The 18,807-nt window shown below is 69.7% G+C and carries 26 protein-coding genes, 1 tRNA gene and 1 CRISPR repeat array (1 of these 28 cut by a window edge); of the genes, 3 read left to right on the top strand and 24 right to left on the bottom strand.

Features of this window, described 5'->3' with window-relative positions:
- Nucleotides 1–18: 18 nt before the first annotated feature.
- Nucleotides 19–678: an O-methyltransferase gene (locus ACFYW3_RS07070; protein WP_389385772.1), complete on the top strand. Its 660-nt coding sequence runs from the start codon at nucleotides 19–21 to the stop codon at nucleotides 676–678.
- A 155-nt stretch (nucleotides 679–833) separates the two neighbouring features.
- Here the strand turns inward: ACFYW3_RS07070 and ACFYW3_RS07065 are convergent, their stop codons facing one another.
- The 3 genes from ACFYW3_RS07065 to ACFYW3_RS07055 all read right to left on the bottom strand — a co-directional run bounded on the left by ACFYW3_RS07065 (nucleotide 834) and on the right by ACFYW3_RS07055 (nucleotide 3,118).
- Nucleotides 834–1,055 (bottom strand): zinc ribbon domain-containing protein, encoded by a 222-nt coding sequence (locus ACFYW3_RS07065; RefSeq protein WP_053677889.1) that lies wholly within the window; start codon nucleotides 1,053–1,055, stop codon nucleotides 834–836.
- Between the two features lie 84 nt (nucleotides 1,056–1,139).
- On the bottom strand, nucleotides 1,140–1,694 hold the full coding sequence (locus ACFYW3_RS07060; RefSeq protein WP_351751564.1) for a DUF4383 domain-containing protein: 555 nt from the start codon (nucleotides 1,692–1,694) through the stop codon (nucleotides 1,140–1,142).
- Nucleotides 1,695–1,873: 179 nt separating this feature from the next.
- On the bottom strand, nucleotides 1,874–3,118 hold the full coding sequence (locus ACFYW3_RS07055; protein ID WP_389385771.1) for a hypothetical protein: 1,245 nt from the start codon (nucleotides 3,116–3,118) through the stop codon (nucleotides 1,874–1,876).
- Between the two features lie 105 nt (nucleotides 3,119–3,223).
- On the opposite strand from ACFYW3_RS07055, the gene ACFYW3_RS07050 reads away from it, so the two are divergent.
- Nucleotides 3,224–3,298 (top strand) — tRNA-Val (locus tag ACFYW3_RS07050).
- Nucleotides 3,299–3,361: 63 nt separating this feature from the next.
- Here ACFYW3_RS07050 and xerC read toward each other — a convergent pair.
- The 21 genes from xerC to ACFYW3_RS06945 form a co-directional block, all read right to left on the bottom strand.
- Nucleotides 3,362–4,510 carry a tyrosine recombinase XerC gene (gene xerC / locus ACFYW3_RS07045; protein WP_389385770.1) on the bottom strand — a complete coding sequence of 383 codons (1,149 nt, stop codon included), beginning with the start codon at nucleotides 4,508–4,510 and terminating at the stop codon, nucleotides 3,362–3,364.
- Entirely contained in the window at nucleotides 4,510–4,707 is a 198-nt protein-coding gene (locus ACFYW3_RS07040) for a helix-turn-helix domain-containing protein (protein ID WP_053614155.1), read from the bottom strand. The genes xerC and ACFYW3_RS07040 overlap by 1 nt, the downstream gene beginning before the upstream one ends.
- 463 nt (nucleotides 4,708–5,170) lie before the next feature.
- Nucleotides 5,171–6,646 carry an ATP-binding protein gene (locus tag ACFYW3_RS07035; protein WP_389385972.1) on the bottom strand — a complete coding sequence of 492 codons (1,476 nt, stop codon included), beginning with the start codon at nucleotides 6,644–6,646 and terminating at the stop codon, nucleotides 5,171–5,173.
- A 2-nt stretch (nucleotides 6,647–6,648) separates the two neighbouring features.
- Nucleotides 6,649–7,506: a bifunctional DNA primase/polymerase gene (locus ACFYW3_RS07030; protein WP_389385769.1), complete on the bottom strand. Its 858-nt coding sequence runs from the start codon at nucleotides 7,504–7,506 to the stop codon at nucleotides 6,649–6,651.
- On the bottom strand, nucleotides 7,503–8,228 hold the full coding sequence (locus tag ACFYW3_RS07025; RefSeq protein ID WP_389385768.1) for a DNA methylase: 726 nt from the start codon (nucleotides 8,226–8,228) through the stop codon (nucleotides 7,503–7,505). The genes ACFYW3_RS07030 and ACFYW3_RS07025 overlap by 4 nt, the downstream gene beginning before the upstream one ends.
- A 143-nt stretch (nucleotides 8,229–8,371) precedes the next feature.
- Nucleotides 8,372–8,641: a hypothetical protein gene (locus ACFYW3_RS07020; protein ID WP_389385767.1), complete on the bottom strand. Its 270-nt coding sequence runs from the start codon at nucleotides 8,639–8,641 to the stop codon at nucleotides 8,372–8,374.
- A 1-nt stretch (nucleotide 8,642) separates the two neighbouring features.
- A complete protein-coding gene (locus tag ACFYW3_RS07015; RefSeq protein WP_389385766.1) occupies nucleotides 8,643–8,837 on the bottom strand; it encodes a hypothetical protein in 195 nt (64 codons plus the stop codon).
- Nucleotides 8,838–8,848: 11 nt separating this feature from the next.
- Nucleotides 8,849–9,019, bottom strand: a complete 171-nt coding sequence (locus ACFYW3_RS07010; RefSeq protein WP_389385765.1) for a hypothetical protein — start codon at nucleotides 9,017–9,019, stop codon at nucleotides 8,849–8,851.
- A 17-nt stretch (nucleotides 9,020–9,036) separates the two neighbouring features.
- On the bottom strand, nucleotides 9,037–9,495 hold the full coding sequence (locus tag ACFYW3_RS07005) for a hypothetical protein (RefSeq protein ID WP_389385764.1): 459 nt from the start codon (nucleotides 9,493–9,495) through the stop codon (nucleotides 9,037–9,039).
- Complete coding sequence (locus ACFYW3_RS07000; RefSeq protein WP_389385763.1) at nucleotides 9,492–11,648, bottom strand: hypothetical protein; 2,157 nt, start codon at nucleotides 11,646–11,648, stop codon at nucleotides 9,492–9,494. Before ACFYW3_RS07000 ends, ACFYW3_RS07005 begins: the two co-directional genes overlap by 4 nt.
- Before the next feature lie 13 nt (nucleotides 11,649–11,661).
- On the bottom strand, nucleotides 11,662–12,054 hold the full coding sequence (locus ACFYW3_RS06995) for a hypothetical protein (protein WP_389385762.1): 393 nt from the start codon (nucleotides 12,052–12,054) through the stop codon (nucleotides 11,662–11,664).
- A 17-nt stretch (nucleotides 12,055–12,071) separates the two neighbouring features.
- A complete protein-coding gene (locus ACFYW3_RS06990) occupies nucleotides 12,072–13,061 on the bottom strand; it encodes a hypothetical protein (protein ID WP_389385761.1) in 990 nt (329 codons plus the stop codon).
- A gap of 148 nt (nucleotides 13,062–13,209) precedes the next feature.
- Nucleotides 13,210–13,425 carry a hypothetical protein gene (locus ACFYW3_RS06985; protein ID WP_389385760.1) on the bottom strand — a complete coding sequence of 72 codons (216 nt, stop codon included), beginning with the start codon at nucleotides 13,423–13,425 and terminating at the stop codon, nucleotides 13,210–13,212.
- A 1-nt stretch (nucleotide 13,426) separates the two neighbouring features.
- Complete coding sequence (locus ACFYW3_RS06980; RefSeq protein ID WP_389385759.1) at nucleotides 13,427–14,047, bottom strand: hypothetical protein; 621 nt, start codon at nucleotides 14,045–14,047, stop codon at nucleotides 13,427–13,429.
- A gap of 36 nt (nucleotides 14,048–14,083) precedes the next feature.
- A complete protein-coding gene (locus ACFYW3_RS06975) occupies nucleotides 14,084–14,326 on the bottom strand; it encodes a hypothetical protein (RefSeq protein ID WP_267800066.1) in 243 nt (80 codons plus the stop codon).
- Nucleotides 14,327–14,352: 26 nt separating this feature from the next.
- The gene (locus ACFYW3_RS06970; RefSeq protein ID WP_389385758.1) at nucleotides 14,353–14,691 is read right to left on the bottom strand and encodes an RRQRL motif-containing zinc-binding protein; all 339 of its coding nucleotides are present in this window, start codon (nucleotides 14,689–14,691) and stop codon (nucleotides 14,353–14,355) included.
- Entirely contained in the window at nucleotides 14,688–15,719 is a 1,032-nt protein-coding gene (locus ACFYW3_RS06965; RefSeq protein WP_389385757.1) for a DUF2637 domain-containing protein, read from the bottom strand. Before ACFYW3_RS06965 ends, ACFYW3_RS06970 begins: the two co-directional genes overlap by 4 nt.
- Complete coding sequence (locus tag ACFYW3_RS06960; RefSeq protein WP_389385756.1) at nucleotides 15,716–16,054, bottom strand: hypothetical protein; 339 nt, start codon at nucleotides 16,052–16,054, stop codon at nucleotides 15,716–15,718. The genes ACFYW3_RS06965 and ACFYW3_RS06960 overlap by 4 nt, the downstream gene beginning before the upstream one ends.
- On the bottom strand, nucleotides 16,051–16,317 hold the full coding sequence (locus ACFYW3_RS06955) for a DUF6284 family protein (RefSeq protein WP_389385755.1): 267 nt from the start codon (nucleotides 16,315–16,317) through the stop codon (nucleotides 16,051–16,053). Before ACFYW3_RS06955 ends, ACFYW3_RS06960 begins: the two co-directional genes overlap by 4 nt.
- An 85-nt stretch (nucleotides 16,318–16,402) precedes the next feature.
- The gene (locus tag ACFYW3_RS06950) at nucleotides 16,403–16,573 is read right to left on the bottom strand and encodes a hypothetical protein (protein ID WP_389385754.1); all 171 of its coding nucleotides are present in this window, start codon (nucleotides 16,571–16,573) and stop codon (nucleotides 16,403–16,405) included.
- Between the two features lie 401 nt (nucleotides 16,574–16,974).
- Entirely contained in the window at nucleotides 16,975–17,772 is a 798-nt protein-coding gene (locus ACFYW3_RS06945) for a GntR family transcriptional regulator (RefSeq protein ID WP_389385753.1), read from the bottom strand.
- Nucleotides 17,773–17,801: 29 nt separating this feature from the next.
- Here ACFYW3_RS06945 and ACFYW3_RS06940 point away from each other — a divergent pair, with 29 nt between their 5' ends.
- Nucleotides 17,802–18,245: an NUDIX domain-containing protein gene (locus ACFYW3_RS06940; RefSeq protein ID WP_389385752.1), complete on the top strand. Its 444-nt coding sequence runs from the start codon at nucleotides 17,802–17,804 to the stop codon at nucleotides 18,243–18,245.
- A 179-nt stretch (nucleotides 18,246–18,424) separates the two neighbouring features.
- Nucleotides 18,425–18,807: direct repeats of the CRISPR family, unit length 29 nt; unit sequence CTGCTCCCCGCGCCCGCGGGGATGACCCC (it continues 378 nt past the right edge of the window).

Below are 18,807 nucleotides of genomic sequence, written 5' to 3'. Positions count from 1 at the left end.
CTCGGCAGACTGGTGCCCATGACCAAGGGCAACAGCACCAAGATCACCGATGAGTTGTACCGCTACGTGCTCGCGCACAACCCCCCGCTGAACGAGGTTCAGCGGGGGCTCGTCGCGACCACCTACGAGAAGTTCCCGGACAGTGCCGGGATGCAGTCGGCCGAGGAACAGGGGCCGCTGCTGGCCTTCCTGGTCCGACTGACCGGCGCCCGCCACATCGTCGAGGTCGGCACCTTCACCGGCTTCTCCTCCCTGTCGATGGCGCAGGCGCTGCCGGCGGACGGCAAGCTGATCGCCTGCGACGTCTCGGAGGAATGGACGGCGTACGGGCGCGCGGCCTGGGAGGCGGCGGGCGTCGCGGACCGGGTCGAACTGCGGATCGGCAAGGCACTGGACACCCTGTCGGCCATGCCGAGGGAACCCCACATCGACATGGCCTACGTCGACGCCGACAAGGAGAGCCAGATCGCGTACTGGGAGGAGCTCGTGCCGAGGCTGCGGCCCGGCGGGCTGATCGTCACCGACAACACGCTGTTCCACGGGTCCGTGCTCGACGAATCAGCCACGGGCTCGGCGGCGGGCGTCCGCGCGTTCAACGAACACGTACGGGCGGACACCCGAATGGAATCCGTGCTGCTGGCGATCTCGGACGGGCTGACGCTGTCGCGCAAGGCCTGACGCTGTCGCGGCGGCCTGCGACGCGGGGCAAGGCTGCCTGAGCGACGCGGGGCAAGCTGCCTGAGTGACGCGGGGCAAGGCTGCCTGAGCGACGCGGGGCAAGGCTGCCTGAGCGACGCGGGGCCAAGCCGGCTGAGTGACGCGGGGCGGCGGTCTCAGCCGCAGCCGCCTCCGCCGCAGCAGCCGCCTCCGCCTCCACCCATGGGGGCGGAGGCGGGCGCGCCGCCCGAAGACCCGCCGACGGCGACGGCGGAGAGCAGCTTCACGGTGTCGGCGTGCCCGGCGGGGCAGTCGGCGGGAGCGGACGACTCGGCCATCGGACGACTCACCTCGAAGGTGTCGTCGCAGGTCCGGCAGCGGTATTCGTAACGAGGCATGCGGACAGGCTACGCAGTGCGCGGGCCGTCCGGTATCCCACCAAGGCGTACGCACCGGCGGGTTCCCCACCAGGGGGCTGGGGGCTATCCGCGGAAACCGCTCCTGGACCGCGCCCGCTGCTCGCGGGCCGCCTCCTCGGGGTGGCGCGCACGCCAGTACGGATTGTCGTGCGGCAGGGCGCTGCCCACCCGCCCGTACATCCCGAACCACATCAGCATCACGCCGACCACGAAGCTGAACAACACGTTCGGGATGTGGAAGGCGAGGAAGTTCATCCCGGTGTCCAACAGGGCGAGGTTCACGAACCCGCTCGCGATGAACAGCACGCCCAGCACGATGTTCAGCGTCGAGGCGAAGTTCCCGCCCACCACCATCCCGCAGATCAGCAGCAATCCCACGAGGATCGACAGGACGCTCAACGCCCCGTTCGTGTTCAGCGTGAGAACCGTGTCGCCGCCCGTGTCGAAGAAACCGATCCGGTCGATCAACCCCAGGATCCCGAAGACGATCAACAGCAACCCGGTCAGACCCGCGCCCACCCGGTACACCCTGCTCAGGCGGTGATCCACGGGAAGGTGCTCGTCCAGCCGGGTACGGACCGGCCGACGCACGCGCGGCCCCGTATGGGTGGTGGCCATGATCCGGCCTCCTCTGCCTCGGATGCCTCGGCCGCACGCCCGGCGGCGGCAGCCGCAGGTACTACCCCCCCACCAGCATCCGCCGCCCGGCCGCCCCCGACAACCTCGGCGCCGCCGCATGCCGCCGCCGCGTGCGGCGGGGCGCTCCCGCGTGCGGTGGCGCGCTCAGGAGCGGCGGCTCATCCGTGGCCGCGCTGCTCGCGGATGTCGGCGACCACCCGGTTCACGGACACACGCACACCCTCCATCTCCTGAAGGAAATGCCAGTAGTCCGGATGCCGCCCCTCCAACCCCGCGAGCGCCCGGTCCATCCGCGCCACCGACTCGTCCAGCGGCCCCGCGTGCCGCGGATCGGGCACGCTGCGGCCCTCCATCGCCAGCCGCTGCGCGTCCCGGATCGCGAACCGCGTCCGGCGCACCTCCTCCTGCGGATCCCGCGCCACCGCCTCCAACCGCGTCAACCGGTCCTGCGCCGCCGACACCGCCTCGTCGGTCACGTCCAACGAACCGCGCACCGCCTCGATCAACCCGGTCACGTCCGCCCAACGCTGCTCATCGCGCGCCCGGCCCGCCTCGACCAGCCGCTCCTCCGCCCGAGCGACCTCCCGGACCGCCTCGTCGGGCACGTGCTGAAGGTCCTGCCAACACGCCGCCGAGAACCGCCGCCGCAACTCGCTGAGCACCGGATCCACCCGATCCGCCCGATTGCGCAACGCCTGCGCCCGGGTCCGCAGACTCACCAGCCGCCGATCGATCTCGGCCGCCCGCTCCGGCAACCGCGCCGCCTCGGCCCGTATCCCCTCCGCGTCCCGAAGGATCCGATCCGCCCGCCGCACCGTCTCCTGCACCCCGTGCTGGGCGGCGCCCTGGTTCAACTTGGTCAGCTCCGGACCCAGCGCCGCCAACCGCGCCGCCAGATCGTCCGCCCGCATCCCCTTGCCGCGCACCTCGTCCAACGCGTTGCTCGCCGCCAGCAGCGCTGCCCTCGCCCGCTCCCGCGCCGGCGCAACCCGCGCCAACTGCGTCTCCGCCTTGTCCAACAGCGGCCGCAACCCCTGCTCGAACCGCTCCAGCTCACCCTTGACCCGGATCAGCTCGTCCCGAGCCCGTGTCAGCTCCTGCGTCGCCCTCGCCGCGACCGAGGCCTCCAGCTCGACCCGGTCCAGGTCATGCGCGTCCACCGCCTCGATGTACACATGGCTGACCTCGTCGATCCGCCGCCCGAGCGCGGCGAACCCCTCCGCCGCCCGCAACGCGTCCGGCGAACCGTCCGCCGCCGCGATCGTCTCGATCGAGATCCGCAGATCCCGCTGCGCCGTGTCCAGGTCGTAGAACGCCGCCGCGGCGGCATCCTTCGCCGCCTGCGCGTCCGCCCGCCGACTCTCGTCCCGCCCGCCGAACCACCGCCGGGATGCCGTCGTCACAATCCCTCTCCCGTACCGCGTCCGCCATGCCCCGATCCATTCTCCCTTACGACAACGGGTTTGCGTGGGGGGTGCGCCCGCCATGTAGGCTGTTCACTCATCCACGGGTGCGTAGCTCAGGGGTAGAGCGCTGCTCTTACAAAGCAGATGTCGGCGGTTCGAAACCGTCCGCGCCCACCAGCACAAAGGCCCCCAACCGATCATGGTTGGGGGCCTTTGACGGTTCCAAGTGACGGCAGTGGCCTACTCGGTCGGCCGCCGACGGCGCAGCATCCGGTCCATGTGTCCCATGGCCTCGCGCCTGCCGCCGTCAGCCACGTGGGTGTAGATGTTCATGGTGACGGCGATCTGTGAGTGACCCAGGATCTCCATCACCACCCGCGGTGCCACCCCGGCTGCGAACAGCAGGGTGGCGCACCCGTGCCGCGCGTCGTGCAGCCGGATCCGCGGCAGGCCGGCGTCCTGGCCGATGCGCTCGAAGGACCGGCTGATGTTGCGCGGCTCGATCGGCCGGCCGGTGCGGGTCGTGAACACGTAGTCGCTCTCCTCCCACTCCTTGTCCTTGGCCGCGGCCTGCAGCGCGACCTGGCGCATCCGCTGCCAGCGCAGGGGCGCCACGCACATCCGGGGGAGCGGGATGGCCCGGCTCCGCCGGTTCTTGGTCGAGTCCGCGTACAGCTCCTTCTGCACGCGCTGGATCTGGTTCCGCACGGTCAGGGTCCGGCGGTCGAGGTCGATGTCGGACCAGCGCAGCCCGAGGATCTCGCCCCGGCGCAGCCCCAGGGCGACCGCCAGCACGAACGCGGCGTACAGCGGGTCGCGCCGACTGGCCTCCAGGAACGCGAGCGTCTCGTCGAGGTCCCACGGCTTCAACTCACGCTGGACGACCCGCGGAGCCGGCACGAGCATCACCACATTGCGGCTGATCAGCTCCTCCCGGTTCGCCGCCGTGAGTGCGCTGCGCAGCACGCGGTGCGACTCCTTCGCCGTCGCGGCGGAGGCCTGCGCGGTCACGGCGGCCAGCATGCGCCGCACGTCCCGCACTCCGAGGGTTTCCAGACGCTTAGAGCCCAGATGCGGGATGAGGTACAGACGGACGTGGGTCTCGTACTTCGCGTACGTCGTCTTCTTGCGGTCGTGCCTGACGAACGTCTCCAGCCAGAACGGCAGCCACTCGGAGAGCTTGGCCGAGCGGGTGGGCGTCGGGATGCCCTGCCGGTCGCGGAGAACCAACTCCTGACGCTTGGTGTCGCACTCTTCCCAGGTTTTGCCGTAGACGGTCTTCCGACGGCGTGTGCCGTCGGGCTGCGGAACGTAGACGCGCGCCTCGTACCGACCGTCGCTGCGCTGCCAGATGCTGCCAGCGCCGTTCGGGTTCCTCTTGCGTGCCATCAGGCTGCTTCCTCCAACTTGGCTTCCAGATATGCGCGAACGCTGTCTGCGGGGATCCGGCGCGAACGGCCCTCGGTGAAGCTCGGGAGGGCGCGGGAGCGGATCAGGTTGTAGACGGTGAAGCGGCTGAGCCGCAGGGCCGCCATGACCTCGGGGACAGTCAGGGCCTGGTGGGTAGTGGGCAGGGGGGAACTCACAGCGGCCTCCGGGGCGGTGGTCAGTGCGTGTGTGTCCGAGGCTGGGATTTCTGCGTCACCGCGTCACCTGCGTCATTTATGGGTTTGACCTGCGGTTTTGGGGTGACGCAGCAGGGGTTCGTGTGTCATCGGCTGTGTCACCCGCGTCATCGGGGTGTCGGAGGGGGTGACGCAGGTGACGCACGATGACGCAGCCGTGGGCCGTCTGCGTCACCCCTGTATTCGCAGGTCACCGGCCGTTTCGGGGGTCGTGGTGACGCGGGTGACGCAGCATTTCCTCTCTTAGGAAAAGAGGGGGGTGGTTTCTGTTGTGGTGAGCTCCGCTCAAGGCGAAGTGAGGGGCCGCTTCGCGGCACGACCTTTGCGGCGGCGGCGAGCCGCCGGACAGGCAAGAGGAGCACCCCCGGCCACGACGGGGGGCGTGCTCTTCTTGCCTTTACAGGGGCGCCCCAGGGGCTGCGGGTCAGAACGCGGGTTCCTGTCGGCCCGGCGGTTCGGGGGCCGGTCGGGTCATTGCGATGTAGCGGGCGGCTTTGGTGCGGCCCCAGTCGACGAGGACGCCGCGGGCGGCGAGGGTGGGTTGGAGGCGCTTGAGGCGGTCGGAGAAGACTTTGCCGGTGGTGGGCCACCCTTTGGGCAGGGGCCTGAAGTCCTCGCCGGCGTAGAGCTGGGTGACGGCGTGCAGCCACTCCGCGGACGTCATCCGGACCTCCTCGCCCGGCTCGGCGCCGGCTGCGTGCTTGAGGACGGCCTGCGCCATGAGGTCGCCCTCGATCACGTCGTCGTTCAGTTCGTCCAGGCCCGCCCGGTAGGCGTGGAGGGCGCCGAAGCCGCTTGCGGCGTCGAGTTGGGCGCACAGGTGCGCGAAGTCGGCCATGCGCAGGTCGGTGGGGGTGTCAGCCTCGGCAGCCCGGACTTTGACGGTGAGGTCCAGGACGGAGCCGAGGATGGCCGGCAGTTTCTGCGCGTACTCCGTCCACAGCTCCGCTTCGGTCCGGCGTACCCGGGGCCGTACCAGGCGCAGGGGCAGGAGGCGTTCGGCGAGGTCGGGGCGGATGACGCCGACGTCGATGCCGGTCAGCAGGAGGGGGCGGCGGTAGCGGGAGCGGTAGACGTCGCCGTCGCTGAACAGTGCCCGCTTGATGCTCTCGGCGCCGGTCACGATGCAGCACATCAGGTCGGAGAGGTCCGGGGGCAGGTGGGAGAGGTTGTCCAGGGCGGTGATCCATCCGGCGGCGACGGCCGTGATCAGGTTCTCTTCGTCCTTCGGGGCACGGCGCAGGTCGCCGGTCATGCCTTCCACGATCCGCATCAGCATGCGAGCCGCGGTGGACTTCCCCGCGCCCTGGGGGCCGGTGAGGAACGGCGCGGGGACGGGCACGGACGGTTCCAGGCAGCCGATCACCCACGCCACGGCCAGGCACTCGCTTTCGGCGCCGGCGAAGTTGCACAGCCGCAGCAGGGCGTCAATGCCCTTGCCGTCGGTGTCCTTCTCGGGGAGGGGGAGTTCGCCGGTGAGTTGGGTGCGCCGCCAGCAGACCTCTCGCGGGTCGGGGACGCGGATGTCCCAGCCGTTGGGGTGGATGCGGACGGACTGGCCGTCGTCGCGGCCCAGGTCGAGCCAGGTCGCGCCGTCGAATCCGGGGGCGACCCTGATGTGAGTGGCTTGTACTTCCTGGCTGAGGGCGAGTGCTTCGATCAAGTCGAGGGCCTCCTTGAGGGCGGTGCCGTTGAAGGAGCCTTTGCCGTCGTTGTAGAGGTCGACCATGAGTTCCTGGCGGTGGCTGCCGGTCGTGCCCTGGGAGCGGATGGGGCGGGCGACGGGGTGGCCGTTGCGCTGCGCGTAGACGGTGCCTTCTGTGGTGCGGAAGTACCGGAAGTGGTCTCGTGCGTAGTCGGTGATGACCTGTCGCGCCGGGTTCTTGTCGTCGTCGGCCACAGTCACAGCCCCAGTGCGGTGCGGGCGTTGGCCCAGGCGGTGGTGCAGTGCCGGGGTGACTCCCCCTTGACGTGCGCGGCGGTGAACAGCCGCTCGACGTGGCCCTCGGTGAGGCAGCCGCACCGGCCGTGCTTGGACAGAACGGCGAGGAAGACCCGGTAAACGGTGTTGTGGATCCCGCTGCCGGCATCGGAGATGGACCGCTCCGCCATGGCAATGCCACGTTCCAGGTAGGCGGGAGTCCGGTGGCAGCAGACCCCGCCCCCGGTCGCCGTGGGCAAGGTGATCGCGTGCACGACAGGGCGTGGCGGCGTCTCCTGCCTCACGATCAGCGCGCGGACGGAATCCGGCAGCTCGGTGATCGAACCGGTACCAGGGCCATACCAGCGGGCATAGGTCATGAACGACTTGATGTCGACGCTGGCCCGGATCTTGTTGCCGGACTGCATGGCGCCTCGGTAGATCCAGTGCTGCCCGCGGGTGGTGGCGACGACCTTGGTCTCAGGCAGGTTCTGCCGGGCCCAGGTGATGGCGTCGGCGTCATCCAGGTCCACGACAGTCAGGCCCGCGCCGCCGGGGTGGTAGGCGATCGCCTCCGCCTGGCGCCAGCAGGTGGCCCAGGCCTGGGAGGTGAGGACGTCGGGGTCGGTGGTCGCGGCAGCCCAGGCGTGGCAGGGGCGGGGGCACTGGCAGGGACCGGCGGCGATCATGTGGGGCCGGTCGCCGCACGCCGAGTCGGTGCAGGCACGGCAGTTCCCGAAGGGGAGCTTGCCCTCGCGCAGTGGCAGCACGGGCAGCCCGAGTTCGGCGAGCCACAGCGCGGTTCGCAGCGCGCCGCGCGCGTGCATCGGGACACTCATCCGGCCACCGCCCCAGCCTGGTTGCGGACGAGAAACGCACGCCCGAGCCACTCGGAGTAGGCAGGCGGGATGGCTTCGGTGAGTTCCTCGCGCACGTCGGTCCACGTGATGCCCATCGCGGCCTGCGCTTCGGGAACGGTGGCCTTGCCACCGCCCTCCCCGTATGCGGCGACGTAGGGGCCGTCTCGGTAGATGCCGTGGCGCCAGCCGCGGACGTAGCCGCGGTGCCGGGGGTGTTTCGGTCGTTCGGTGGTCCAGCGGCCCAGTTCAAAGTTGCGGTGGCGGAGCACTGCGAGGCCGAACTGTTCGCCGCACAGGGTGATGTCCTTGCGGACGTCGGCCTTCCCGTCGGGCTGCTCGATCACGTACGGCAGCCCAGACGCATCCAGGAGCTTGCGGGTGGGGGCCACCAGGTCGACGTGATTCCCGCCCCAGCCGCGGGAGCGGTTCGTCCCGATGGTGAGCGCGCACCGCTTCTGGCACGGCGGCGAGGCGTGGGCGGCGGCGAACCGTCGGATCTCGCCGGATGCGATCAGGTCGGCGAGGACGGCCAGGGCGTCACCCTGGATGAAGGTGAACGGGTACCGGGGCCGTGGGCGGATGTCGACGCCGGTGATGTCGAATCCGGCGCGGTGGTAACCCATGGCCGCGCCGCCGGCGCAGCAGAACAGATCCAGTAGGGCGGGCCGGGCCTCTCGCCGAATGTCGGTGGTGTGGGTCATGCTGGACTCCTCAGCTCTTGGCTCTCTGTTGAGTTGTGCTGGGGAGGGCGGCCCGGCTTTGCTGAGACGGGGCCGCCCTCGTTGTGTTTCTCAGCGGGTGCAGCCGGGCGCGGGGCTCGCCCGTCTCGGCTGCGGTTTGTCAGTTAGGCCAGGGACTGCAGCAGTAGGCGCAGGTGCGCCCGTTCCCACTCGGCGTGCGCCGCTGTCTGTAGGTCGAAGTCGTCCGGAACCGGTACGGGGGTGAGGGTTGCTCCTCGCCAGCCGCATGGGCAGGCGGCGCGCAGGGTGTCGGCGTGGTCGCGGGGGTCGAGGTCGCTTCCCCAGCCGATCTGTGGGGCGTCCTGCCCGGCGAGAGCTGCGCGTGCCAGCGGGTAATGCGTGGTGCCGCGGCCGTCGGTGTACTCGCGTGTCACGTCAGGTCTCCGGGTGGCGTGTGTGGTCGGTCGCGACGTCGATGAGGCGTTTGGCCTCGTCGGGGGTGACGTGGCGGTAGCGGACGCTGACCTTGCAGCCGGCATGCGGGCAGCGAACTGTCCGCTTGCCGGTGAGGAGTGCTGCCGCGTCGGAGATTCGTTCCGACAGCGGCGGGGATGCCGGGGTCTGGTTCATGGGCGGGCCTTTCAGCGGCTGTTGAGGGTGCCGGTCTGCCTGCGTAGGTCGTCGACGAGGCGGAGGATCTCGTGGGCCACTTCGGTGATCGCCTGGAGTTGGTCTTCCAGGTCCGTGGGGTGTGGCGCGGTGAAGGAGAACGAGCGTTCGTTTCTCGGCTGCTTGGTGAAGCGGAACGACACGTGGGGCTCCTGTCGGGTCAGATGTTCAGGTGGTGGGCGCGTTGGATGGCGGCTTCCCACACGCCGCGTACCTGGGCTCCGTTGTGGTTGTCGTTCCAGGTGGGGATGGACTCCCAGTGCTTGCCGTGCTGGCGGCGGGCCTCGTCCAGGAGCAGGTTCCCGGCGTCCCGGTAGGCGCTGTTGCGGGTTCCTGCCGCGGCTCGTAGTGCGCCGATGGAGCAGCGGGCGCCTTCGGGGTGGATGAGCCGGTGCTTGGCCCAGCCGTGGGTGTCGAGGAAGGCGAGGGCGTCGGTCAGGGTCTTCTCGACGGCCCCGGCCTGGTGCACGGCCGGTGCGGCGAGGATGACGGAGACCGGTGCGGGAGCGGCCGGGGCCGCGGGCGTGACCGGTTCCGTTGCGGGGTCGAGGAGTTGGAACGCCTTCGCGTACAGGCCGCGGTCGACGGGGGTGAAGTGGGTGTCCGTGGTCGTGTTCATGCTGACCTCCACAGGTTGTTCTCGTTGATGACCTCGTCGCGCTTCTTCAGCTCGGACAGGCGCGGCCTGACGTTCCTCACGGGCGTGCCGAGCTTTCGGGCGATGGTTTCGGCGGTCATGGGCATGGATTCCTTTTGGAGGAGTTCGAGGATTCGCGGCTTGATCAGCTCCTGTCCGCCCGAGGAATCGGCCGGCGCGGCGGCGCCGGTCTGGGCCCGCTGCTGGGGCACAGGCGTTCCGTGCTGGGCTTTGGTGAGGAGGTCGGTGAGGCTGCCGACCAGGTTCTTTCCGCGCTGGTCGACCATCGGGGTCCGCGTGATCGCGTCCCGGTGACGCCAGGCTTCGCAGTCCTCCACAGCGACGGGAGGCAAACCCGCAGCAAGGGAGGAGGGGGGCACGTCCAGGTGCAGGGAGCGGAACTGGACGGCCTGGGAGCCGGGGGTGAGGAGGTAGCCCAGGCCGAACGTGCCGTCCTCGGGATTGGCGGACGCCGTGGTGTCCAGGCCGGACATGTCCCGGTCGGCGACCTTCAGGGCCTGGCCGGGCCAGGAGTCGGGGATCATCGACAGGTCGATGCCTTCCGCGCCCTGGACCGCGTTCGCGCCGACCAGGGAGCCCTGCCCCCGGGCGCAGCGCAGGAACACCGCGCCGCCGCCGATCAGGAGCTGGGAGCGGATGATCGAGGAGTTCCCGAGGTCTTCGGCCAGCGGGGTCTGGGTGGCCAGGACCACGCCGATGCCCCGCTTGAGGGAGCGGCGGGTCATCTGCTCGACGATCGCCTTGGCCTCCAGGTGGTACGGGGAGGAGGCCGACAGCAGCATGTGTGCTTCGTCGATGACGGTCAGGGCCAGGGGATCCGTGAACGGGAAGGACGGGGAGCGGTAGCGGGCTTCGCGGTCGAGCATTAGCGCGTAGGCCAGCCGCAGGGCGCCCATTGCCTCGTCCAGTCCGTCCCCGCAGTGGGCGGTCAGGCCCGCTCCGGCGATGGTGCCGGCCTGCGGGGACGCCAGGATCACCGCGATACCGGACTTGATAGCGGAGAGCAGGATCTGTTCCAGGACTCCGGACTTTCCGGAGCGAGACCCGCCCACCAAGTAGAGGTGGCGGGCGCCGGAGCCTGGCTGGGCCAGGGGGACGAGGGCGGCGGTGGCGTCGATGTAGGTGCCCAGGCGGACGTAGCCGCGCGCGTCCATGGCCAGTTCGTCCGCGACCGTGGAGAGCATCGTGCCGTGCATCAGCGCGTGTTCCTTCATCACGCGCACCCCCATCTGCGAGGGCTTGTCGGTGGGCGCGAGGGCGACCTGAATGTTGGTCAGGTTCAGGTTTCCTGCGAGGTCTTGGATGTTGACGGCCCCGATCGCTTTCCGTTCCCGGGTGGCGATTCCTTCCCAGTCCAGGGGCCCGTCGTAGCGGGTGAGGGTCAGGGTGGTGCCGGGCATCGCGCCGTCCGCGATGGCGACGTGCGCGGCCCACACCTCCTCCGGAGTCGTCGGAGCACCGCCGACGATCTGCGGTGCTGCCGTCGGCTTCCTGAGGTGGACGGTGATCGGCAGCGCGTTCGGGGCGAAGTGCTTGGGGGCACCCATCTCCACCTGGGAGACGGGGACCTTGTAGACGGAGGCGACATCGGCGGCCTTCACCCGGACTTGCTGGCCCTGGGGCAGCGTGATGATCCCGGTGAACGACGCGTGGTCATCCCCGGCGTCGATGGCGAGCTGGGCGAGGCCGGCGCCGGCCTGGATGAGCTTGCGGCCCTCGGTCTGGGTGGGGCCGGAGATGAACTCCGTCCACCACGCGGTGATCAGTTGTGCCTGCGAGGTCTGCCCCGCCGTGGTCGTGACCGGGAGCGCGGGTACCTCGCCGGCGGTGTTGCGGTGGTGAGCCAGGGCCGCCGCTCCGGCGGGGACGGCGAGTCCGAGGGCGAACAGGGGGTCCATGCCGGCGGCGAGGATCTGGTGTGCGGCGATGCCGGACCCGGTGGCGGTGATCCCGCAGGCGATCAGGGAGCGCAGGGCGGGAGCGGAGGCGTGGATGGCCCACGCCCCCGCTCCGGCCGCTCCGGCGAGCAGGGCGGACCAGGGGCCGGCCACGAGGGAGGTCACCGCGAGAGCGGCGGGCGCGTACTGGACGAACTGTGCTCGGGTCGGCCCCATGATCCGGTTCTCCTTACTGCTGGGTGTAGAAGGAGGCTTCGGCCATCTCGACCGGGGAGGAGCCGACCGCGTCGGCGATACCCCCGTGCTCGGATTCGACGGTGGTCTTCGCGTCGTCGGCGGCGTGGGCGGCACTGTCCGCGGCGGCCGTGTACGCGCCCGCCGCTTCCTTCGCGCCGGTCATCACGACGGCGGCGTCCGCGAACTCGGCGGTCGTCGCGCTGTCCACGGCCAGGGCCTTCATGGTCTCGGAGGCGTCCTGCATCTGCTCGGCCGTGTCGTCGACGGTGGTGGCGAGGGTGGTGACGGTCTCGGAGTGCTTGTGGACCTGGTGGGTGAGCCAGGCGAGCTTGGCGCGCAGCGCCGCGTACGTGGCGGCGTCCTTCAGGGATTCGGTGACAGACATGCAGGCCTCTTCCTCGTCTATCGCGCGTTGTAGAAGTCGCGTTCGGCGGGCTTGGTCAGCGGCGAGTCGGCGACGGCCCGGAAGATGGCGCCGTGGCGGACCTCGGCGTTCGCCGACGCGGTGCGGCACTCCTCCTCGCCGCCCCGGATCTGGTCGTGGAGCTTCCTGGCGGCGGCGGCCTGGAGGTCGAGTTGCTCCTTGAGAAGTTCGCACTTGCCGATGAGGTTGGCGCCGACGCCCTTCTCGCTGATCGCTGCGATCAGCTCGTCGCAGTCCGCGGCGAGCTGCGCGGAGGCGTCCACGAGATCCAGGCACTTGTCGGCGCTGGACAGGCACAGGTTGGCCGCGCCTTCGGCGAGGTCGATGACCTGGGTGAGATTGATGACCTCGCCGCCGCTGTAGGTGCGGGACTTCCCGGCGGCGGTGGTGACGTGGACGCCCTTGTCGTCGACGGTCGCGGTGTGCGGAACGGGCGGGTTGGGCTGCATCGCGGGGTCCTTCCTGATCTGGGCGGGGAGCGTGACGATCGGAGGCGGGGGGATCGTGCCGGGCGGCGGAATCGTCGGCGCCGGCGACGTGGGAGGCGCGGCAGTGGGCGGCGGTGTCGGGGCCGTGGTGGGCTTCGGCGGCGCGGCCGTCGTCGGCCCGGTGGGCTTGGGGGGTGCGGTCGGCATCGGCGGCACGGTCACCCCGGGATCCGGCGCGGCGGGCCCCGCGGGAGGTGTGGCGGCAGGGGAACCGGAAGGCTTGGTCTTCGGTTTCTTCAGGTAGGCGGAACGCCACCCGTCACGCAATCCGCCGGCCAGATGGGCGCCCGCGATCAGCCCGTAATGCGCTTTCGCCGCCGCGTTGTAGGAGGCGTTTCGGAAAGTGTCCGGCGCCTTGGTCGGCGCCCATTTGGCTTTCGGTTTCGGCGGGGGCTTCTTGATGCCCGCCTGCTCGTATTTGCCGTGGGTGTTGTCGACGCCGACGAGGTAGGTGATGGCGAGGAGAATGAGGAGTTCCACGAGCCTCCTTCCGTGACACTGTGTAGTTGAGGAGTGATACCGGTTACCGGTTACAGGCCCTGTGCGCGCCGGTTCTGGCCTCCAGAGGCGGGGTTCAGCGGGGGCTGAAGCCTGTAACCGGTAACCTGTAACCGGCGTGGACGAGCGCTCAGCGTGACGAGCCGATGTCGGCGACCGTGTCGTTCGCGGTCTGGAAGACCGATTCGAGAGTTCCGCGAACCTCTTCACTGAACGGCGTGTACGGGAGGAAAATCCCGGAGACGATCAGCATCAGACTGATCGCCATCTGCTTTCCCTTGGTCTTCTTGAACGTGAAATACAGGGCCCAGCAGATCAGGACCAGGGCGAAGAACTGGAGCGTCATCTCACGCACCCTTCTCGAAGGTGAATCCCTTGTTGTTCACGGGGACGGCCACACTGGAACCGGAGGGGTTGGAGAGTTTCTTGAAGGCGATCAGTCCGCCGCCGCCGACGAGCGCCACCCACAACCACGGGCTCGACGCGATGTCACCGCCCGCGCCGGCGGACTCCTTCGCCTTGGGCGCCGAAGCTCCACCGAGGGTCGGGGCGTCGCAGGCGGGGATCCTCGCGACGTCGTAGGAGGCGGCCTTGGCCACCGCCGCCGCCCGGATCTTGCTGCACTCCAGGTAGACGGCCATCTCCCGCTCGTAGAGCGTCTTGGCCGCGGCCTCCAGGGTCTGCGCCCGCTGCTTGTCGGCCTCCACCTCGACCAGGGTGTGCGCGGCCTTCTCCTGGGCCCGGGCACGGTCTTGGGCGGCCTGTTCGCCCTGCATGCTGGTGACGGCCACGACCGTGCCGCACACCGCGAGGACCGCGATCGTGCCGGACACGGCGAGAGCGGCCGTGTTGCGGCGGACCCCGCCGAGCTTGCCGATCGTGGTGGAGAACTTGGACGACGTGCTGGGCTTGGCCGGGGCCTCGGGGTTCAGGCGAGTGAACTCCTCGTCCCAGTCGATTCCGGACATGGCGGTTCCCTCCTTCCAGTGCTGGGCCGTACAAGGTCAGAGCCGGTTGGACTCCAGGGCGAAGAACAGGGTGGTCGCGCGCTCCATCTCCGGGTGATCGGCGATCACGTACCGGCGAAGGGCCTGGAACGCGTCGTAGCGGGTCGTCCCGGGCGGCGGGGTGTAGGTGCCGCTCTGCGTCATCGACGCCCGCCCGGGCAGCTCCAAGGTCAGCGTCCAGAAGTGCGAACCCTGTGCGGCGGGGGTCGGGGTGGTGGTCTGTGCGTGGGGCGTGGTCACGTGAATCTCCTGATCGGGTCGGGGGTTCAGGCGGCGCGCCGTTCGGGGAGGTCGTGGCAGGCCACGCACATGCCGAGCGAGGTCGGGATGACGTAGGGGAGGTGGTCGCGGCAGACGGGGCACCGGCGGCGGGCCGCGTTCGCCTTCTCCAGGGCCGCCCAGCGATCGGGGGTCATGGGCCGGACCGGCTTCGCGAGGTCGATCCGGTAGAGGTAGGCGACCAGCGGGCCACGCCGCCGGCGGGGCCGCTCGACCTGGGCGACGACGCCTTGTCCGCCGGGTCGGAGCCCGGCGGCGCGGAGTTGGCGCCGGGTGGCCAGTCCGTCCGGGGCCAGGTGCCACCGGTAGACGGGCAGGGTGCTCATCGACTCAGGGCCGGTGCGGGAGCACCGCCGTCGCGGAGTTCCTGGTAGCGGGCTGAGGCCCAGCCGACGGACCAGCCGGACAGCTCGGCGGCCACCCGGACGGCGAGCCCGGCCGTGAACGCGGACTCCACGACTGCGCGGGCCCGGTCCTCGGGGAGCTTCTCCGCGGGCGGGCCAGCGGACAGCAGCTCGGCGCGTTCACGCTCGATCCGCTCCTGTTCACGAGCCTGTTCACGGCGTTCACGCTCTACCTGCTCGGCACGGGCCTGACGCTCCCGCTCGTCCTTCTGCCGGGCCTCCAAGTCGCGCTGTTGCGCGGCCTGGCGTTCAAGGCGTTCACGCTCGACCCGCTGCTGTTCACGCTCGTGTTCACGGCGTTCACGCTCCGCCCGATCGGCAGCCGCGGCGGCCTCTGCCCGCTCGCGTTCCTCGCGGCGGATCCGCTCCTGCCGGTCGGCTTCCTCGCGGATCAGACGGGCTTCGTGTTCACGCTGTTCACGAGCGGCGTTCGCTTCGTGGTCGCGCTGTTCACGAGCCTCCCGCAGCCGCTTCTCCTCCCGCTCCGACGCCTTGCGGTCCCGCTCCTCCTGCTCGGCCCGCTTACGGGCTTCGACGGCCAGGACGGCGGCGGTCAAGGCCCGCCGGTAGGCAAGGCCCGCTTCGGCGGTGACGATCAGCAGGAGCGGTGCGACGGAGTGGATCGCCACCCCGACCAGGTCACGAGCCAGGGCGGATGCGCCGATGTTGAGGACGAGGGTCATGGCGCCGGTCATCCACCGCAGCGCGACCGGCCAAGGACCGCCGTGCCCGCCGAGACGGGCCAAAACGGAGTCGAGGCGGACCACGATCACCACCGCCGCGTCCACGACGAGCGGCAGAATCGGGGCCGTCCAACGCCACTCCACGGCGGTGTGGTCGGCCATCAGCGGGGTGACCGTGAGGACGGAGTAGAGCATCGCGCCCCCGACGATCAACCACGTCCCGACCGACAGAGCACGCTCCGATGAACGGATCTGAACACGGTTCACGACGCGACCTCCGCCCGTGAACGCTCCCCCGCCAAGACGACGACCTTGGCGTAGCCGACGAGGAGGAGGCGGGCGCCGGCGTAGTCGACCTCGGTCTGCAAGACCTGCGTGCGACCCCCGGCATGAACACCGCGACTCACACGGCCGGGGTCGATCCTCAGCTCTTCACGCCACGCCTCGAAGGCGCCGAGACCATCGTGGAAGGACAGCTCCAAACGGTCGGGGTAGACCGTGGACACCGCCACGGCTGGCGCCGGCAGATGCGGGTAGTCGACGGCGAGCAGACGCAGCGCCCGCAGCGGTACGTCCAGGCCTTGCAGGAGCAGAGCGTTCATGCGGCACCTGCCGGCATGCTCGCGATGGCCTGGTTGATCAGGTCACGGCGGGCCGTCAGCATCCGCCGGCGGGCCCTGCGGATCCGCTGGGCGTCCAGCTCGGACGGCGTCCGGTCCAGTACGGCGATCTCCGCGTCGAGCAGGTCGACGTCCGCGAGGATCAGCGGCATCTCCCACTCGATCGCGTCCAGCTCCGCGTCCGAGGGCTCAAGGTCGGTCGGTAGGACCGTAACGTGCTTCTGACGTGCAACGATGGGCTTCATGGGTCTTGCTCCTTCTACGGAGGAACGGGACTCAGCAGCCCCTGGCGTGTCCGCGCCGGGGGCTGCACTGCGTTGAGGGGTGAGGTCAGGCGGGGCGCGGGTAGTGACTGACGCTCGGCCGGGTGTGGGCCGAGTCGGTCTCGCAGTCGGCGGCCCAGCTCTGGTGGGACCAGCACGTCTTGCGGTCGTCGGCGTGCATGCCGGCGTCCTCCAGCTCGTTGTCACGCTGGATCGCCGCGGCGAGCTTCTTGTTCATGGCGAACCCCTTCCGGGGCCGGTGTCTCCGGCTCCCCTCAGCCCCGCCCGTACAGCGCCGAAGCGGCGGACGGGCGGAGGAGGCAACCGGCCGCAACCCGGAGGGCGCGGCGGTAGATCGTTCGATGTCTCTTTCGGGGACGGACTGCCGTGTGAGGTACAGCCCGCAATCCCCGTTGTAGGCAGAGACCTGCCATCCGGACTGACAAGGGATCGACCACCTCTCGGCGGACGACTGTCCGGTATCCCTCCCCCCGTCCACTGCGAGGCTCCTGGTCGTGACTCCTGCACTCAACTACTCATGTGCAGGAGTTACGAGTAAGAGAGTGCTGCACTCCTGTAGAGGAGTCAACCGGCAAGGCCGCTAATTGCTTTGCTGTCTGGCTCAAATGTGGCGGGTCGTCAGTCTGCGGCAGGGATGCGGTACTCAAGAATGAACTGGTCAGCACTCATGAGGGTGTCGCAGACCTCGACCACTCGACCTGACTCAATTTGAGCATCCCGCGTGAGGTGAATGACGGGTGCACCCGGGCTCAGACTCAGCGCGGTCTGCTCCTCCTTGGTGGCCAGGCGGACGCGCACCGTCTCTCGGAACTCCACCAAGAGATCCCCCTGCTCTTCGAGGCGGGCGTAGATTCCTCCCGGCCCCGGGTTCTCTTCCCTCAGCTGCGGGACACTCTCGGCCAGGTCCCAGGGCAGATACGACGTCGCCTCCTCTGTGGGGATGCCGTCGCTGTAATAGAGGCGGCGGCGTGCCAGCACCTTCGCGCCAGCCGGCAGCCCAAGACGCGTGGCCACCTCGGCCGGGGCTTCGGTCTGCCCGACGAAGAGCACCCGTACACTCGGCCTCGCCCCGGCTTGCTCGGCCTCTGCCAGGTAAGCAGCCTTGCCTGCCTTCCTGTGCGACCGGCGAAAGCGGTCACTGGACTTCCGCTGCACCGGCGCAGCCTTCCGGACGAACGAGCCGCGCCCGTGGTGCGTGTCGACCAGGCCTCGAACCCGCAGCTCAGTCATCGCCTTGCGGACAGTTCCCTGTGCGACGGAGTAGCGATCCATGAGTTCGGACTCGCTCGGCACCTTCTCCCCGGGGCGGAGCTTTGCCCGAGGATCCGCGAGTGCTTCACGGATCTGCTGGCTGAGGTCGTCCGCGATCTGAAGGTAGCGGGGGCGACCTGCATCACGTGCTGTCGAGAGAGGCATACTTCGCTGATTCTCCTAGACTCATGTATATGACTAACGCTACCGCCGAGAGGCCGCTGCACTCCGTCTCGGTCGCCGGAATCGTCATCCGGGATGACGGACGTGTGCTCGTGATCCGGCGCGCCGACAACGGGGCTTGGGAGCCACCAGGCGGCATCCTCGAACGGGATGAGCGGCCCGAGGAAGGCGTGGTGCGGGAGGTGGCGGAAGAGACCGGGATCGCCGTAGAGGTGGAGCGGCTCACAGGGGTCTACAAGAACCTCACCCTTGGCGTGATCGCCCTGGTCTTCCGGTGCCGACCTGCCGGCGGGGCGGAACAATTGTCCGATGAATCGACGGCGGTCCGCTGGCTCACCCCAGACGAGGTAGAGCAGTCAATGAAGGAAGTCTTTGCCGTGCGTGTGGCCGACGCCTTGGACTGCACGGTGCCGCATGTCCGGTCACACGACGGGGTTCGACTGCTCGCGGCCTGACGACCGTCTTGCGGTAGAGGTCAGTGAACACCGAAGCCGCTGGCGGCACGGATTCACTGGCGGCCGAGCTGCACTTAGATGTCGGTGCCAGCATTTTGGCTATTTCTTTCGATATGCCGGAATCGGTGAAAGTGCTTCAAAATGACAGTTGGGCGGGATACCGTCCCAGCTCAGCAAGCCTGCTCCCCGCGCCCGCGGGGATGACCCCGACTCCGCAAGGACGACGGCGGAAGCGTCCCCCTGCTCCCCGCGCCCGCGGGGATGACCCCTACCGGCCACGGAGGGCAAGATGAAGGACGAGCTGCTCCCCGCGCCCGCGGGGATGACCCCCTGTCGCGCGCCGCTTCGCCGTGCCCACCTCGCTGCTCCCCGCGCCCGCGGGGATGACCCCGCGCGAAGCTGAAGAGGGAGGGCGACGACGAACTGCTCCCCGCGCCCGCGGGGATGACCCCAGACCGTTGGCCATGAGGGCCAGCTGGGTGGACTGCTCCCCGCGCCCGCGGGGATGACCCCCTCACCCCGGAGGAGGACGACCGGGTCGCCGACTGCTCCCCGCGCCCGC

This window comes from Streptomyces sp. NPDC002602 (genome assembly GCF_042889445.1).
Classification (GTDB): Bacteria; Actinomycetota; Actinomycetes; order Streptomycetales; family Streptomycetaceae; genus Streptomyces.
Note: the sequence above shows the minus strand (reverse complement) of the source record. Positions and strands in the feature narration are given on the sequence as shown.